Source organism: Nocardia sp. CA-119907 (assembly GCF_050955995.1).
Classification (GTDB): domain Bacteria; phylum Actinomycetota; class Actinomycetes; order Mycobacteriales; family Mycobacteriaceae; genus Nocardia.
The window spans coordinates 6,823,131-6,839,997 of the sequence record NZ_CP192091.1; the positions used below are offsets into that span (position 1 = coordinate 6,823,131).

The 16,867-nt window shown below is 65.9% G+C and carries 14 protein-coding genes; 6 read left to right on the plus strand and 8 right to left on the minus strand.

The window, feature by feature from the left end; translation table 11 throughout:
- Positions 1-104 precede the first annotated feature (104 nt).
- On the minus strand, positions 105-2,201 hold the full coding sequence (locus ACQP2D_RS30420) for an amylo-alpha-1,6-glucosidase (RefSeq protein WP_433679359.1): 2,097 nt from the start codon (positions 2,199-2,201) through the stop codon (positions 105-107).
- On the minus strand, positions 2,198-2,476 hold the full coding sequence (locus ACQP2D_RS30425; protein WP_433679360.1) for a hypothetical protein: 279 nt from the start codon (positions 2,474-2,476) through the stop codon (positions 2,198-2,200). Before ACQP2D_RS30425 ends, ACQP2D_RS30420 begins: the two co-directional genes overlap by 4 nt.
- A gap of 521 nt (positions 2,477-2,997) precedes the next feature.
- On the opposite strand from ACQP2D_RS30425, the gene ACQP2D_RS30430 reads away from it, so the two are divergent.
- The gene (locus ACQP2D_RS30430) at positions 2,998-3,630 is read left to right on the plus strand and encodes a response regulator (protein ID WP_433679361.1); all 633 of its coding nucleotides are present in this window, start codon (positions 2,998-3,000) and stop codon (positions 3,628-3,630) included.
- On the opposite strand, the gene ACQP2D_RS30435 is transcribed toward ACQP2D_RS30430, so the two are convergent.
- A complete protein-coding gene (locus tag ACQP2D_RS30435; RefSeq protein ID WP_433679362.1) occupies positions 3,627-4,409 on the minus strand; it encodes a sigma 54 modulation/S30EA ribosomal C-terminal domain-containing protein in 783 nt (260 codons plus the stop codon). The genes ACQP2D_RS30430 and ACQP2D_RS30435 overlap by 4 nt on opposite strands.
- A gap of 136 nt (positions 4,410-4,545) precedes the next feature.
- Here ACQP2D_RS30435 and ACQP2D_RS30440 point away from each other — a divergent pair, with 136 nt between their 5' ends.
- The 4 genes from ACQP2D_RS30440 to ACQP2D_RS30455 all read left to right on the plus strand — a co-directional run bounded on the left by ACQP2D_RS30440 (position 4,546) and on the right by ACQP2D_RS30455 (position 10,878).
- On the plus strand, positions 4,546-6,285 hold the full coding sequence (locus ACQP2D_RS30440; protein ID WP_433679363.1) for a GAF domain-containing protein: 1,740 nt from the start codon (positions 4,546-4,548) through the stop codon (positions 6,283-6,285).
- A gap of 504 nt (positions 6,286-6,789) precedes the next feature.
- On the plus strand, positions 6,790-8,133 hold the full coding sequence (locus ACQP2D_RS30445; protein WP_433679364.1) for a diguanylate cyclase domain-containing protein: 1,344 nt from the start codon (positions 6,790-6,792) through the stop codon (positions 8,131-8,133).
- Positions 8,134-8,142: 9 nt separating this feature from the next.
- Positions 8,143-8,490, plus strand: coding sequence for an antibiotic biosynthesis monooxygenase family protein (locus ACQP2D_RS30450; protein ID WP_433679365.1), 348 nt, complete (start codon positions 8,143-8,145; stop codon positions 8,488-8,490).
- An 84-nt stretch (positions 8,491-8,574) separates the two neighbouring features.
- A complete protein-coding gene (locus ACQP2D_RS30455) occupies positions 8,575-10,878 on the plus strand; it encodes a HelD family protein (protein WP_433679366.1) in 2,304 nt (767 codons plus the stop codon).
- 74 nt (positions 10,879-10,952) lie between these two features.
- Here ACQP2D_RS30455 and ACQP2D_RS30460 read toward each other — a convergent pair whose 3' ends face one another.
- From ACQP2D_RS30460 to ACQP2D_RS30470, 3 genes are all read right to left on the minus strand, one after another.
- Positions 10,953-11,405: a universal stress protein gene (locus ACQP2D_RS30460; RefSeq protein ID WP_354957706.1), complete on the minus strand. Its 453-nt coding sequence runs from the start codon at positions 11,403-11,405 to the stop codon at positions 10,953-10,955.
- 470 nt (positions 11,406-11,875) lie between these two features.
- Entirely contained in the window at positions 11,876-12,292 is a 417-nt protein-coding gene (locus tag ACQP2D_RS30465; RefSeq protein ID WP_433679367.1) for a DoxX family protein, read from the minus strand.
- Positions 12,293-12,370: 78 nt separating this feature from the next.
- Positions 12,371-13,252 carry a helix-turn-helix domain-containing protein gene (locus tag ACQP2D_RS30470; protein ID WP_433679368.1) on the minus strand — a complete coding sequence of 294 codons (882 nt, stop codon included), beginning with the start codon at positions 13,250-13,252 and terminating at the stop codon, positions 12,371-12,373.
- Between the two features lie 53 nt (positions 13,253-13,305).
- Between ACQP2D_RS30470 and ACQP2D_RS30475 the strand changes: the two genes are divergently transcribed.
- Entirely contained in the window at positions 13,306-13,791 is a 486-nt protein-coding gene (locus tag ACQP2D_RS30475) for a VOC family protein (protein WP_433679369.1), read from the plus strand.
- 38 nt (positions 13,792-13,829) lie between these two features.
- On the opposite strand, the gene uvrB is transcribed toward ACQP2D_RS30475, so the two are convergent.
- Together uvrB and ACQP2D_RS30485 are read right to left on the minus strand one after the other, a co-directional pair.
- Positions 13,830-16,013: an excinuclease ABC subunit UvrB gene (gene uvrB / locus ACQP2D_RS30480; RefSeq protein WP_433679370.1), complete on the minus strand. Its 2,184-nt coding sequence runs from the start codon at positions 16,011-16,013 to the stop codon at positions 13,830-13,832.
- Between the two features lie 86 nt (positions 16,014-16,099).
- On the minus strand, positions 16,100-16,510 hold the full coding sequence (locus ACQP2D_RS30485) for a hypothetical protein (RefSeq protein ID WP_433679371.1): 411 nt from the start codon (positions 16,508-16,510) through the stop codon (positions 16,100-16,102).
- Positions 16,511-16,867 lie beyond the last annotated feature (357 nt).

Consider the following 16,867-nt stretch of genomic DNA (forward strand, 5'->3'; position numbering starts at 1 on the left):
TCTCGATCGTGTCGGTCCAACAGACGTGATACCCCCAGCGCCATGCTAGGCCGACCCACCGACAAGTTTCCCCGCGCGCCGCGCACACCGGACATCCGCCCAGGTCAGGTATCCGATCGACGCAATTTTCCGGACAACCCACTCAGTTGCCAACCCCCATTGTCCACGGTGACCGTCAGCACATCCGCCCCCACCCGCACCCCGCTCACCCGCAGCGGCAGATACCGGTCCGGCACCGCGGGCGCGACCGAGGCCGACCCGCTGCCGGGTTCGAGTCGCAACATGCTCCGCATGAACAGCAGCGGCGCCGCGGACGCCCACGCCTGCGGCGAGCACGAGGTCGGATACGGCACCGGTGCGTCGAATTCCGCGCGATCGAAACCGCTGAACAGTTCGGGCAGCCGATAGCCGAATCGGGTCGACGCGTCGAGCACGCCGTCGATCACGCGGTTGGCGTGTTCGGTGTAGCCGTAGCGCATCAGCCCGGCGGCGCAGATGGCGTTGTCGTGCGGCCACACCGAGCCGTTGTGGTAGCTGACCGGGTTGTAAGCGCCCATGTCGGTGGACAGTGTGCGGATGCCGAACCCGCTGAACATCTGCGGCGACAGCAGATGGTCCGCGACCCGGCCCGCCTTGTCCTCATCGATGATCCCGGTCCACAGGCAGTGCCCGATATTCGAGGTCAGCGCGTCGATCGGCCGCTTGTCCCGATCCAGACCGATGGCGAACCAACCACGCTCGGGCAGCCAGAACGCGGCATTGAACGCGGCTTTCAAGGTGGCCGCCTTGGTACGGAACCGGTCCGCGATCGCGTGATCGCCCATATCGACCGCCAGCGCCGCCCGCGCCAGATACGCCGCGTACACATACCCCTGGACCTCGGCCAGCGCGATGGGTGCCTCGGGCAATCGGCCGTCGGCGAAATTCACCCCGTCCCAGGAGTCCTTCCAGCCCTGGTTCGCCAACCCGTGCTCGGCCGCGCGCTCGTACTCGACGAATCCGTCGCCGTCCACATCACCGAAGCGCTCGATCCATTCCAGTGCCCGATCCGCATGCGGCAGCAGCTCATCCCGGGTTTCGGCATCCAGTCCCCATCGGTGCAGCTCACCGAGCAGCATCACGAACAGCGGTGTGGCGTCGGCGGTTCCGTAGTACACGGTGTCACCGCCGAGCAGCAGCGTCGCCGCCCGACCGAATCGCACCTCGTGCGGAATCCGACCCGGCTGTTCCTCGGTCACCTCGCGAATCTCACTGCCCTGCAAGCCGGCCAGGCTCTGCAGCGTGCCGACCGCCAGCCGCCGATCCAGCGGCAACACCATCCAGGAGGTGAGCAACGAGTCCCGCCCGAACAGCGCCATGAACCACGGCGCACCGGCCGCGACCACCGCCCGCTCCGGATGCCCCGGATCGAAGATGCGCAGCGCACCGAGATCGACGACAGCACGGCGCAATACCGCGGCCAACGTCTCGTCCCCGGTCCGGACCAGCGGCGAGTTCTCGTACCATTCCCGCATCCGCCGCGCTGGCGCGCTGTGCGATACCGACTTTCCGCACACATGTCGGGGCGTCACGACCGATCCCAGCGTCGGCTGGTACTGAATGCACGCCGTCCAATCACCGCGCCCCGGCAGATCCACCTCCCACCGCAATTCGCGATCGGTCACGGTCGCCCCCGCGGCGGTCACCGTCACCGCCAGGGCCAGATCGGTCCGACTGATCTCGAGCGCGCCCGCCATCGCCTTGCTCTTGGTGACCACAATGGTGTCGCCGACCCGCCCCTCCTTCACCTCGAAAAGATCCGCGAAATCGGCGTCGAGTTCGAGCGCCACCACACAGCTGATCGCCGCACCGGACAGATTGCGCACCGTCAGGTCCTCACGCATACCGTCGCCGACATGCCGCGCGATACTCACCAGCGCGGTGCTGTCGGCGCGCCCGGGCCGCGGCGGGGTTCTGGCCAGCAGCGTCGCACTGTAGGGCTCGGCGTGCTGGACGGTGAGCGGCTGCGGGGGCAATCCGTCGACGGTCAGCCGCCATCGCGACAGCACCCTGGTATCGCGAACGAACAGCCCCTCGGGACGATTCGGGCTGATGACACCGCCGTCTTCACTGATGCAGAACGTCGATCCCTCGACCAGCGTCACCCCGGCGACCGCCCGTGGCGCGCCCGGGTCGACACCGTCACCCCACGGGCTCGTCAAGCGACCGGCGGGGGCGGCATGGCCCGGCTCGTCCGCTCACCGCGCGGTTCCGGATCGTCGGGGCCCATCAGTGGACGCACCCGCTCAGTGTAATAGCGCCACTGCTCGGATTCGCGGAACTCGGTGATCATCACCAGTTTTCGCCGCGGGAGCCGGGCCACCTCGACCGGACGGTGCACGCCCTTCTCCGCGTTCATCCGACGCATGGCCAGCCCCGATGCGAGATTGCCGACCACCGCTCGGCTGCCGCCCAGGGCGGGCGGCGGTGCCGGCACTCACGGCGGCACGATCAGCCCCATTCTCATGGGCACGTCCATTCTTCGGGCACCGGCTGCGCATCGAAGGCCGAGGCCTCCAGAATGGTGCGACCGTGCGCGAGCCGCCATTGCACACCGCAAGTGCGGCAGCGGAACAGGGTATCCCGAAGGTCGTCCAAGATGCCGATGGCATCTGAACCGCAATCGGGACAGCTCTGCGGCGGACCGAAAATAGTGCCGAAATCCAGCGGCGCTGAATATGTCATTGTTCGAGATAACTGTGCATGGGGCCCTCCAGGCCACGCTGCCAAAGCCCTCTTTGAATGACTTTCGGCCATAGCATACCTGGAACCCCGATTCATACGAAGCCTTTCGCGTGGTCGGTTTCTGCCGTAGGTTCGTAACTCGCGCCGGTAAATTAGAGTCGTCATTTACTCGAAATTGTCGGCTCCGACATACCGGTGTGCGCCGCGACGAGATACCTTGTCGGAGTGAGACGATCAGGGGCGCGAGATCCCCTGCCGCGCATGGGAGGTCGCGTGATCACAGTGTTCCTCGTCGACGACCACGAGATCGTCCGACGCGGCCTCGTCGACCTGCTGGAGAGCGATCCGGAGCTCACCGTGATCGGCCAGGCGGGCGACGTCGCCACCGCCATGACGGGCATTCACGCCCTGCAACCCGATGTCGCCGTACTCGACGTCCGGCTACCCGACGGCAACGGCATCGAACTGTGCCGCGATCTGCTCGCCGAAATCGACGGTTTGCATTGCCTCATTCTGACGTCCTACACCGATGAGCACGCCATGTTGGACGCGATCCTGGCGGGCGCGAGCGGCTATGTCGTGAAGAACATCAAGGGCATGGAATTGGCGGCGGCCATCAAGGAGGTCGGCACCGGTCGTTCGCTCTTGGATAACCGCGCGGCAAGCGCGCTCAAAGCGCGGCTGCGCAGCAGCACCGAAAACGACGGACCACTAGCCGGACTCACCGAACAAGAACGCCGACTGCTCGCATTGCTCGGCGAGGGATTGACCAATCGGCAGATCGCGGCGCGAATGTTCTTGGCGGAGAAGACCGTCAAGAATTACGTATCCCGCTTGCTCGCAAAACTCGGCATGGAACGGCGCACCCAGGCCGCGGTGCTGGCCTCCAAACTGCGCGAGGGTTAGTCGACGGGAACGACGATCGTGAGATCCCCGTCGTAGCGGCGATACAGCAGCCTGCCGCGACCGGTATCGGCGTCGGTGAAGAACAGGAACGGCAGGCCCTTGCGGCATAGCCTGGTCACCGCCACCTCCTCGATCAGCGTCGGCGCGGGCTGCGCATCCATGAGCACCGACAGCGAATTCGCCGTCAGCGGCCGGTCCACCGCGGCCTCCGGCGCGGTGGTGGTGCGCTGCCTGGCCATCCGGATGCCCAGTGAATCCGCCCAGGACACCACGGCGTCCTCGCCGGTCTCGGCATCAATGAACAGGTACGCGTCGTAATCCATCGCATTCAGCACCGCGGTCGCCTCGGCGGGTGTACCGGTCAGCAACGCACAGTGCTTCCTCCGCGCGATCGGGCGCGGCTCGGTGACCCTGGCCAGGGGCGGGCGCGCCGGATCGGGCCACTCGCGTGACTGTTTGGTTGCCAGCCGGGCGATCTGGCGGTCCAGCCGTTCCACGGCGAAGGTCACCGCGAAGCCGCGTGGCCCGGTGACCTGCACCCGGGTCGGGGTGTCGTGAATGCGAATGTTGGCCTGTACCAACGTCGGTTCGTCCGCATCCACCGGTGCGGTCACCCGCACCCGCGCCGCCGCGTCGAGGTGATGCCGGCGCAGCACACGACCGATCCCCCGCACGGCCCTGGTCACATCCGCGGGCGGCACCGCGCCCCGGGTGGTCACGGCCAATTCGGGATCGGCGGCGGTTGCCCACAGCTCCGACGAACGCAACGGCGAATTCATAGGACAGCCCTACTTTCTATTCCCGGTCCGACCATGCCATCACCGCTACGAGGTCGCGAACAGGGCCGAAAGTCCCCGATCGGCCAACTAGACTGGCCTACGCGCTGTTGCGCGCACACCAGAACAGGATGCCGATATGACCGAAGAGCTGGTTAGCGGCCCCTATTCGGTACGCGACACGCTCTCGCAACTGCGGCTCCGGGAGCTCCTGTCCGAGGTCAAGGAACGCGTCGAGCTGATCATCGATTCACGCGACCGGATGGACGGCCTGGTCGAGGCGATGCTGACCGTCACCTCGGGCCTGGATCTCGACGAAACTCTGCGCGCCATCGTGCACACCGCGACCAGCCTGGTCGACGCGCGCTACGGCGCGCTGGCCGTGCGCGGCCACGAACAGCAGGTCACGCAGTTCCTCGATGAGGGCATGGACCATAAGACCAGGGCAGCCATCGGCCGACTGCCCGCCGGACACGGCGTACTCGGCGAGGTGTTCTCCCAACCCAAACCGCTGCGCCTGGACGAACTGTCGAAGCATCCGGCATCGGTCGGCTTTCCGGCGCACCACCCGCCGATGCACACCTTCCTCGGGGTACCCGTGTGCATCCGCGACGAGGTGTTCGGCAGCCTCTATCTGACCGAGAAGGCCAATGGCCAGCCCTTCACCGAGGACGACGATGTGCTCGTACAGGCGCTTGCGGCCGCTGCCGGCATCGCGGTCGACAATGCCAGGCTCTATGAATCGGCGCGCACCAGACAGGCCTGGATCGAGGCCACTCGCGATATCGCTACCGAATTCCTCGCGGGCAGCGAACCCGATCTGGTGCTCGCGCATGTGGTCGATCACGCGCGCGCCCTCACCGGATCGCACCAATCGTTCCTCGCCAGCACGGCGGCCCCACAACCGCAGCCCGCCGCGGTATCCGAACTGGTCATTACCCAATGGTCCGGTCCGGGTAGCGGATTCGACGGGCTGACCGTGGACGCCGAGGGCACCGCACTCGGCGAGGCATTCACCCGCCGCACGCCGCTGCGCTTCGACGATGCCGCGCTGATCGATCTCGGCGTACCGCTCGACGATGTCGGGCCCGCGCTGATCCTGCCGCTGTGCACCCCCGACGCCACCCTCGGCACGCTGGTCACCGTCCGTCCGATCGGCTCGCCGCCCTATACCGATGAACTGGTCGAGCTGACCAACGCCTTCACCGATCAGGCCGCACTCGCCATGCAGCTGGCCGAAACTCAGCGGCGGATGCGCGAACTCGATATCATCGCCGACCGCGACCGCATCGCCCGCGACCTGCACGACCATGTGATCCAGCGGCTGTTCGCCATCGGACTGACATTGCAGGGCGTGGTGCCGCGAGCCGAGGTTCCCGAAGTACGCCAACACCTTTCGACGGTCATCAGTGATCTGCAGGAGGTGGTCCAGGAGATCCGCACCTCGATCTTCGATCTGCACGGCGGCAATGGCAGCAGCATCCGGCTACAGCAGCGGATCGAGGACGCGGTGCGCCAGCAGTCCGCCGACGCTCCGCTGCGGGCCACTGTGCAGGTGACCGGTCCGCTGTCGGTGCTCGAGGCCGAACTGGCCGATCACGCGGAGGCGGTGGTGCGCGAGGCGGTGAGCAATGCGGTGCGGCATTCCGGCGCGGCGACCGTCACGGTGGAGATCAGCGTGGCCGATGACCTGACCATCGTCGTCACCGATGACGGCTGGGGCATCCCGAATCACGTGATCCGCAGCGGATTGCGGAATTTGGAGCAGCGGGCCGAGAAATCGGACGGTCATTTCACCATCGGACCGGTGGTGGCCGGTATGCACGAACCGGACGGCATGCCCGGGACGAGGTTGTGCTGGTCGGTCCCCCTGCCCTGAGCATCGGCGAGGCTCAGTCGACAGCGCCGAGCACCACCGTCGAATGGTTCCCGCCCATGCCGAGCGATAGCTTCACCGTGATCCCGCCCGCGAACGGCGTCGGACCGTCCGGCAACACCGAGATCGGCGGCCCGTGCGGTAGCCGGGCTGGAGCGTGGCCGTGGACTTACCGCTCAGCCACCCGTGCCACAGCGTCTCCCGTCCCCAGCCGTCCCCGGTAACGGCACCGATTCCGGCGATCGTCATATGATCGTGATGGTGCTCTTCGCGCTTCGAGTTGGTACCCGGCACGGCATCGTTCCGCCACGGACCTCCCCGAGCCGACCGACGTTCGGCTCGGAAATGTGCGCAGATCCGGGCTTTGTAATGATCATGGATAGCGCCCGATGAAGTGCCCGAACTGTGATCGAAGCAATAGCGTGGACGATGTGATCTTGGAGACGTCGAGACCAGAATAATCCCATGTTCCAATGGCCATAACCGGGTCGACGATCGGGGGTTCGAGTGGATCAGGACAAGGCGGCCGACGTCGGTATCGAGGCCGAGCAGCTCGCGCAGCGCTACCGATCCCTGGTCGAACACACCCCGGACGGGATCGTGGTGCACGAGCGCGGCACCGTCGTCTACGCCAACCAAGCCACCGTGCGCATGCTGGCCGCCGACAGCGCCGACCAGGTGATCGGCCAGCCGCTGACCCGTTTCGTCCATCCCGATTCGGTGCCCGGCCTGCTGGACCGCACCAGTGACCTGACCACTGCGGGGGCCGCCACCGAGCCCACCGAAATGGAGCTGGTCCGGGTCGACGGCGAGACCGTCCCGGTCGAGTCGGTGTCGGTACTCACCGCATGGCACGACCATCTCGCCTATCAGGTGGTCATCCACGATCTCACCGCGCAGCGCGCCGCCGAGGCCGCCCAGCGCCGGGCCGAACAGCACTTCACCACCGTCGTCTCGCAGTTGGAGGAGGGGGTGGTGGTGATCGATCGGAACGGCCGCATCGAATCGGCCAATCCCGCGGCCGTGCGCATCTTCGGCACCGACGACCGCCGCGAACTCGTCGGCGCCACCATCGACGAACTGCCGATGGTGCTGCTGGACGCCAATGCCCAGCCACTGCCGCCGAGCAGGCATCCCGTCGCGCGGACCCTGGCGACCGGTGAGACGATCACCGGATATATCTTCGGCGTCGACCGCCAGGACGGACAGCGCCGCTGGCTCTCGGGCAGCTCACGCCTGCTCAATCCGGGCGACCCGGATTCGCCGGCGGTGTCGTCATTCGCCGATATCACCGAATTCCGGGCCAGCCGAAGGCAACTGGAGTACCAGGCCACCCACGACTCGCTGACCGGACTGGCCAACCGGTCGCTGATCCTGTCCCAGCTCGCCAATGCGCTGGCCACCAGCGAGGATCTGCCGGTATCGACGGTGCTGTTCATCGACCTGGACGGTTTCAAGGCGATCAACGACACCCTCGGCCACGCCATCGGCGACACCGTATTGCAGATCGTGGCGCAGCGGCTGCAGCGGGCGTTGCGCAGCACCGATCTGGTCGGCCGGCTCGGCGGCGATGAGTTCCTGGTGCTGCTCGCCGGACGGACCCGGCGCGTCGATATCGACTCCCTGGTGCGGCGCCTGCGCTCGACCATGGCCGAACCGATCATCGCCCGCGGGCACCGGATCGAGGTGAACGCCTCGATCGGCGTCACCGAACTCGAGGAGGGCGATAACCGCACACCCGAGGCGGTACTGCACGACGCCGATCTGGCCATGTACCGGGCCAAGCCGACCGGACGCCGGGAAGGCACCGATCCACTGGGCCGCAGACCCAATAACACCCACGCTTCCTGAAGGTTTTGCATGATCATCGAACACGCCCTGCTCCCCGTGCGCCCCGAACAGTCGGCGGCCTTCGAGGCGGCATTCGCCGAGGCCAGGCCGATCATCGCGAGTATGCCGGGCTTCCGGTCGCTATCGCTGTCGCGGTGCGTCGAGGCGCCCGACACCTATCTACTGCTGGTGGGGTGGGAGCGGCTGGCCGATCATGTCGATGGCTTCCGCGGGTCCGCGGGATACCAGCGCTGGAAGCAGTTGCTGCACCACTTCTACGATCCGTTTCCCGTCGTCCAACACTTCACTCCGGTCTGCGACAACACACTCACGGACCCTCTACCTGCGGTTACAGCGAGCACGCCGAACCAGCAGTAGACTCGACAACTCTGTTTTCCGAGCGTTCGCGGGCAACGTAGTCTGCGTGTGCACCCGGCTCATCGCGGTGACAAGGAGTTCAGTTTGCCCGACCGTCTCACTCAGGACCGTGCCGTACCCGACGGCGCACCCGAGCGGAACCGCGAGATCGACCAGGAGCAGACATACCTGTCCGTGCTCTATGAACGACTCGACGGTATGCGCGAATACGCCACGAATCGGCTGCGCACCGTCCTGCTGGAAACCGGTGGCACCCCGCAGGCCCGCACCGAACGCGAATCGTTCAGTCAGCTCTACTCCGAGGATCTGGCCAAATACGATGCCGCCGAACACGGCCTGTGTTTCGGCCGCATCGACCTCGACGGCGACTCCGATGCCGAGTACCGCTATATCGGCCGCCTCGGCATCCTCGACGAGAAGGACGACTACGAGACGCTGCTGCTGGATTGGCGTGCGCCCCTTGCCCGTCCGTTCTATCTCGCGACGACCGCCGCCCCGGACGGAGTGATCCGGCGTCGGCATATCCGATCCCGCAATCGGCGGGTCACGGCCATCAACGACGAATACCTGGACCTCGAGGCCGCCCGCACCGCGGGGGTGAGCGATGGCGAGGGCGGAGTCGGCAGCGAGAGCGCGCTGCTCTCGGCGCTCAATGCCGCCCGCACCGGCCATATGAACGACATTGTCGAGACCATCCAGAGCGAGCAGGACGCGATCATTCGCTCCGAGCACAAGAGCGTGCTGGTGGTTCAGGGCGGTCCCGGCACCGGCAAGACCGCCGTCGCGCTGCACCGCGCGGCCTACCTGCTTTACACCTACCGCCAGCAGCTGGCCAAGAGCGGCGTGCTCATCATCGGTCCGAACGCCACCTTCCTCGACTACATCGGCCAGGTGCTGCCCTCACTCGGTGAGACCGGCGTGCTGCTGTCCACCATCGGCGATCTGTATCCGGGGGTTAAGGCGACCCGCGAGGATTCGCTGCGCGCCGGGGAGATCAAGGGCTCGCTGGCCATGCTGGAGGTACTCAAACAGGCGGTGCGCGACCGTCAGGAGGTGCCTGCCGAACCGATCCGGCTGAGCTTCGACGGCTACCCGGTGACCCTCGACCGCAAGATCGCCACCAAGGCCCGCGGCCGGGCGCGCTCATCGCGGCGCCCGCACAATCTGGCCCGCCCGATCTTCGCCTCCTCGGTCATCGACGCGCTCACCGAACAGCTGGCCCAGACCATGGGCGCGGATCTATCCGGGGGCCAAAGTCTGCTCAGCCGGACCGATCTCGCCGAGATCCGGGACGAAATGCGCGCCGACCCGGAGATTCAGACGACCATCGGCAAACTGTGGCCGATCCTGTCACCGCAGGACGTGCTCGCCGAACTGCTGGCCGATCCGAAGCGACTCGACCGCGCCGCGAGCAGTCTGGATCCGGCGGACCGGGCCGAGCTGGAGCGCTCGGACAACGGCGAATTCAGCGCACCCGACGCACCGCTGCTCGACGAACTCGCCGAACTGCTCGGCATCGACGATACCGAGGAACGCGAACGCGCCCGCCGCCGCTGGCGGGCGCAGCTGGCCGAGGCCCAGGACGCGCTCGACATCCTGACCGGTTCGGCCCCACAGGATCTCGAGGACGAACTCGATCCGGAGATCTTGATGGCCTACGACCTGATCGACGCCAGCCAGCTGGCCGAACGTCAGGATGTGCGCAACCGGCAGACCACCGCGGAACGCGCTGCGGGCGACCGTAATTGGACCTACGGCCACGTGATCGTCGACGAGGCGCAAGAGCTTTCGGAGATGGCATGGCGGATGGTGATGCGCCGGATTCCGAACCGGTGGGTCACGGTGGTCGGCGATGTCGCCCAGACCGGCGATCCGGCGGGCGCGTCGTCCTGGCGGGCAATGCTGGAACCCTATGTCGCGCAACGGTGGAAGCGCACCGAGTTGACCGTGAACTACCGCACCCCCGCGGAGATCATGGCGGTCGCCGCCGACGTGCTCGCCGCGATCGATCCGACCGCGGCGGTGCCGCGGTCGGTGCGCGAAACAGGTGTGAAACCGCGCGCACACGGCGTCGAACCGAGCGAATTGCGAAGCACGGTAGCGGATTTGGTCGCGGCCGAGACCGGCCCCGGCACCACCGCGGTCATCACACCGCACGCGTTGGCCGCGGATTTCACCGAGCTGGCCGCCGAATCCGTCCGGGTGCTGACGGTGCACGAGGTCAAGGGTCTGGAATTCGACGCCGTCTATCTGATCGAACCCCAAGGCATTCTCGACGAATCACCGCGCGGGCTCAACGACCTCTATGTGGCACTGACCCGAGCGACCCAGCGACTCGCCGTGGTGCACACCGCGGAGCTGCCGCCGGTGCTCGGCGCACTGGACTGAGTTCCCGACCGCGAAAACAACAGCCGCACATTCCCGACCACTCGGGAATGTGCGGCTGTCGTAGCGGGTCTCACTTACCTGACGGTGTGCACGATCAGCACATCCGAACGCGACTTGCGCGCCACATCCGAGGGCACCGATCCCAGCAGCCGTCCGGCCAGGGTGTTCAGCCCCCGGTTGCCGACGACCAGCAGATCGGCCTCGACCTCCTTGACGAGCCCGAGCAGCGACTCGACGGGCTCACCGACGATCGCCCGCTCGACGATCTCCTCGGCCCCCGCCGCGACCGCCCGGTCCCGGGCGGTGCGCAGGATCTCGTTGGTTGGCGCGGAGCCGCGCACCTGGTAGGCCTCATCCTTGAGCACATCAGCGGCCGCGGCGACGTCGCGATCGTCGGTCGGGTAGTACGCGCAGGCCACGACCAGGGTCGCACCCGCGGCCCCGGCCAGGGCCGCGGCCTTATCGACGGCGACATACGACGAGTCCGAGCCATCGGTACCGACGACAATGGTCCGGTAGGCGGTCATCTTTCCTCCAACTGTGGTGTCGGGTGCCTGCCACGGTGCCACTCTGGAGTCGTGGCACCAGCGCGGCGACTGGGGTCGACCATAGCGGCAAATCGGCCGGAAATAGCAGAAATCGCAACACATCACACTCCCGGATGTTCCGGCTTTACCGACACAGGTTGAGCCAGCGAATGCGGGGGGACCTTTGCGACCTGGGCGGATCTAATTTCCGGGTCCGCGGGCTGTGATCCATCACAACCCGCGGCGAACGTTCTTGTACCCCTGGGATATTCATCACATATCCCGGACATGGCCGCTATCCGGCGGAAACGTGGGCCGACCGGGGACCGTGCGGAACGCACTCATCCGGCCACACACCGTCCATCCGGTTCCACAGTTACCGCGCTGGGCTCGGTTCGCGCGATAAATGCAATCGAGCCGAATGCGCGCACAATATAGGCGCGCTCGACACCGATCCGGCCGCGCCGAATCTACAGACAGGTGAAAAGCGGGCCGGTGATGGTCAATCCGAGTTCGTCGACATGTGCGAAGAATGCGAACAGCATCAGCGAAGCGCCGGTGAGGGCGAGATCCTTATTGAAATGGATCATCTCGCCCTGTTTCGCCTGCGGATCGGACTCCTTCCAGAACTGGTGCATCAGCAACGTCGTCGACAGCAGCGTGACCGCCAGCAGCAGCGACCCCAGGTCGGCCCATACGCCGAGCAGCACACTGAGGCCACCGAGCGCGAACACCACGCCCGCGGCCAGTACCGACATCCGCGGCAGCGGCAGACCCCGGTTCTTGGCGTAGTCCGTCATCGCCTCCGTCTGTGTGAAATGCCCTACCGCCGAACTCAGGAACAACACCGAGAAGAGCACCCGCCCGATCAAGACCAAGACATCCATGGCCAACTCCTCATTCGCTGATGCGGCGGCCGATTCCCGACCTCGCATTCGACTGGTCGAATGCGATCGGTCCTGCCACTACATTCTGTTCGGGATGACCTTCGATGTCACCTCATTACGGGAGCGTAGCGAATTCTTGGCATATTCCAGCGGAGCCATTCCGACCTCGGCGGTGAACTCCCGCGAGAAATGTGCCTGATCGAAATAGCCCAACTCGGTGGCCAGCGCGGCCAGATCTCGAGTGCGACCGCGCGCCAGCAGATCGGCGCCGTCCTGCAGCCGATATCGGCGCAACACCCATTTCGGTCCGGCCCCGATATACCGCCGGAACATCCGCTGCAATGTGCGGATCGGGATATCGAACCGGTCGGTGACCTGATCGACCCGGGTCAGTTCTAGATCCTGTTCCATCGCCGCGACGATGCGCAGTACCAGCCGATAGTTGGGATCCGCCGCGGCCTGTCGGCCGATCAGAAAGTCCTCGATGATGGTGCGGCGCTGGGGATCCGAAGGTTCGGCGAGCACGCGCCCGGTCAGGTCCTCGGCATCGGGCAGCACCTCGGTGAGCGGCACCGCGGTGTCCCGGAAGGCACCGACGTCCAGGCCGGTGAACGCGCCGAAACCACCCGCGCGGAACCGTGCGCCGAAGGTCTCCCCCATACCGCTGAGCTCGCGGACGTACTTCGTTGTGCAGACGCCGTTGACGAAACCGCCGGTTCGAGTTTCGGTGCGTTCGAAGGTGACGTTCACGCACGGGAACGGCAGCACCTCGGCGTAATACGGTGGCCTGCCGGTCAGATCCCAGTGCACCGACCAGTACCACTCGACGAATCGGCCGACCTCGGGCCCAGCGGACAGGCGCACCAGCGACCGATGCCTGGCCTGTTCGTCCGGATGCAGAATGCCCTTCACACTGTCGGGCGCGGGCACCGAAACCGGCTCGTCGTGGATCCCGGTCACGGCTGTCGCTTTCTTACAAGACCATGCGGTCGCGATCGACCAGGCTTATCGGCATGAGCGAAACCGTGAACACCGAGACCGTGAACCCCATTGCCGATGGCTATCACTCCATCACCTGCTTCCTGGCGGTTCCGGACGGAAACAAGGCAATCGAGTTCTACACCAACGTCTTCGAGGCCGAGGTGATCAGCCGCAACGATCTTCCCGACGGTCAGCCCGCCCACGCCGAACTGAAGATCGGCGACTCGATCCTGCAACTGGGTATGCCCATTCCGGACAACAATGTCCTGGCCCCCAATGGCGAATGGGTGCACACCTCGATCGTGCACTACTGCCCCGATGTCGACGCGGTCATCAAGCGCGCCATCGACAACGGCGCCCGCAGTGCGGAGGAGCCGCAGACCTTCGTCACCGGCGACCGCTTCGGCGTGGTGATCGACCCCTTCGGCCACCGCTGGGCGGTGCTGACCAAGGTCGAGAACGTCTCCCGTGAAGAGGCCGAGCGCCGTGTCAACGAGTGGATGGCCACCCAGAGCTGAGCAACCCCGAGCCAGGCGGCGTCGAAAGACGCCGCCGCTCAACTCAACCCCGCGGCATCCATTCCGCGCAGCTCCTTCTTCAGATCCGCGATCTCATCGCGTAGCCGCCCGGCCAACTCGAACTGCAACTCCCGCGCCGCATTCATCATCTGTGCGGTGAGTTCCTTGACCAGATCGGCCAATTCGGCCCGCGGCATCGACTTGACATCGCGCCCCTCGTACACCCCCGCGCTCACCGCCCGGCCCGGCTCGCCCTGGGCGCGGCGGCCGCGGCTGACATTGCGGCCCGATCCGCCGACGGCCACCTCGCTGTCGTCGGCTTCCTGATACACCTGGTCCAGAATGTCGGCGATCTTCTTGCGCAGCGGCTGCGGGTCGATGCCCATCGACTCGTTGTAGGCGACCTGCTTGGCCCGACGGCGTTCGGTCTCGTCGATGGCGTGCCGCATCGAGTCGGTGACCTTGTCCGCGTACATGTGCACTTCACCGGAGACATTGCGCGCCGCGCGGCCGATGGTCTGGATGAGGCTGGTACTGCTGCGCAGGAAGCCCTCCTTATCCGCGTCCAGAATCGCGACCAACGACACCTCGGGCAGGTCGAGGCCCTCGCGGAGCAGATTGATGCCGACGAGCACGTCGTACTCACCGAGCCGCAACTGTCGCAGCAGCTCGACCCGGCGCAGCGTATCGATTTCCGAGTGCAGATACCGCACCCGGACGCCGAGACCGAGCAGGTAGTCGGTGAGGTCCTCGGCCATCTTCTTGGTCAGCGTGGTGACGAGCACCCGCTCGTCACGTTCGGTCCGCAGCCGGATCTCGTGGACCAGATCATCGATCTGCCCCTTGGTCGGCTTGACCACCACCTGTGGATCGACCAGACCCGTCGGCCGGATCACCTGCTCGACGACCTCACCACCGGCCTGGCCGAGTTCGTACGGACCCGGTGTGGCCGACAGATAGACCGCCTGCCCGATCCGCTCCGCGAACTCCTCCCAGGTGAGCGGTCGATTGTCGATGGCCGATGGCAGCCGGAACCCGTACTCGACCAGATTGCGCTTGCGCGACATATCGCCCTCGTACATGCCGCCGATCTGCGGGACCGTGACATGCGACTCGTCGATGACGAGCAGGAAGTCCTCCGGGAAATAGTCCAGCAATGTCGCGGGCGCGGAACCCGCCGGACGCCCGTCGATATGACGCGAGTAGTTCTCGATGCCCGAGCAGAACCCGACCTGCCGGATCATCTCGAGGTCGTACTGCGTGCGCATCCGCAATCGCTGCGCCTCCAATAGCTTGCCCTGGCGTTCCAGCTCCGCCAGCCGCTGCTCGAGTTCGGTCTCGATGTCGCGGACGGCGCGTTCCATTCGGTCCGGACCCGCCACATAGTGCGTCGCCGGGAAGATTCGCACGGTATCGACCTGCCGCACCACATCGCCGGTGAGCGGATGCAGGTAGTACAGCGCCTCGATCTCGTCACCGAAGAATTCGATGCGGACCGCGAGTTCCTCGTAGGACGGGATGATCTCGACGGTATCGCCGCGGACCCGGAACGAACCGCGGGTGAAGGACATGTCATTGCGGGTGTACTGCACGTCGACGAGCAGCCGCAGGAACGCGTCCCGATCGATCTCGGTGCCGACCTCCAACTGCACAGACCGATCCAGATACGACTGCGGCGTACCGAGGCCGTAGATGCACGACACCGACGCGACCACCACGACATCGCGACGTGAGAGCAGACTCGAGGTGGCCGAATGCCGCAGCCGCTCGACATCGTCGTTGATCGAGCTGTCCTTCTCGATATAGGTATCGGTCTGGGCGATGTAGGCCTCGGGTTGGTAGTAGTCGTAGTACGAGACGAAGTACTCGACGGCATTGTTGGGCAACATCTCTCGCAACTCATTGGCCAGCTGCGCGGCGAGGGTCTTATTCGGCGCCATCACCAGCGTCGGCCGCTGCAACCGCTCGATGAGCCACGCGGTGGTCGCCGACTTACCGGTACCGGTGGCGCCGAGCAGCACCACATCGCGCTCGCCCGCCTTGACGCGGCGCTCGAGTTCATCGATGGCCGTGGGCTGATCGCCCGCGGGCCGATGTTCGCTGACGACCTGGAACTGTCCATCGGCCCGCTCGATCTCCCCGACCGGCCGGAACTCCGAATGTGCCAGCGGAGTGCCCCGGTCCTCGTAGCCTTCCGCCGGGATTTCGGTTGCGAATGCCATGGTCCCCAGCCTAGGCCCAGGCACCGACAGATTCGCGGCCCGGCGGATCCACCAGTCGAACTGTGCGGAATCGGCCCCGATCCCGCTCAGTCGATCCGCGTGCAGATCTCGATCGGCAGCCGTGGCGACCAGGTACGGGTGGTGTAGTCGTAGGCCTGTGCGTAGCCGTTGTTCCCGCCGCCCCCGCACGGTGCGGCCGACGGTGTCTCCACGTAGATCGCGCCGCCCGGCGTGATCGGATGGGTCTGCGCGGTCACCTTGGTCGAGAAGTACCGGGCGTCATTGTTGAAGTTCAGCGTGAGATACACCTGGCCGCCCACGGTGAAGTTCCCACCCGCGACCTTCAAGTGGTGATCGAACTCGTAATTGAACAAAAACGGTTGTGCCGCAGCCCCGGCCGACGGTTCGGCACAGAAGGCGAGCGCGGTGGCGAGCCCAGCCGCCGCGAACAGCCGCACCGCCAGACGGCGGCCATGACCGGTGAACGTTGTCATCATGTTTTCGGGTCCCCCTTCAAGAACTCCGGATCGGTGCGGAGCCCAGCGCCCCCAAGGGCCGAGCACGGTGCCGGACACTCCACCCCTGATATCGCGCGTCTCCGATCGACCGCAACGCCCCGAAAACCAGTGGCTATACCCCACGGAAACCATTCCCATCCGTGGCCGACCGAGGTTGCCGAGACGCGTCCGGATCACGATCGAATAGCCGTTTCGCGATCTATCGCACCGCCCCGGACCAGCGCCGATGCGCAGGCCGTTACCTGTCCTAAATGTCCGTTGCCGCAACGAAATTCGGTGGGCGCGCACCGCTGGTTCCGGGTGTAGCCTAGTTTGGTTGTCGGAACTGAGGATGAG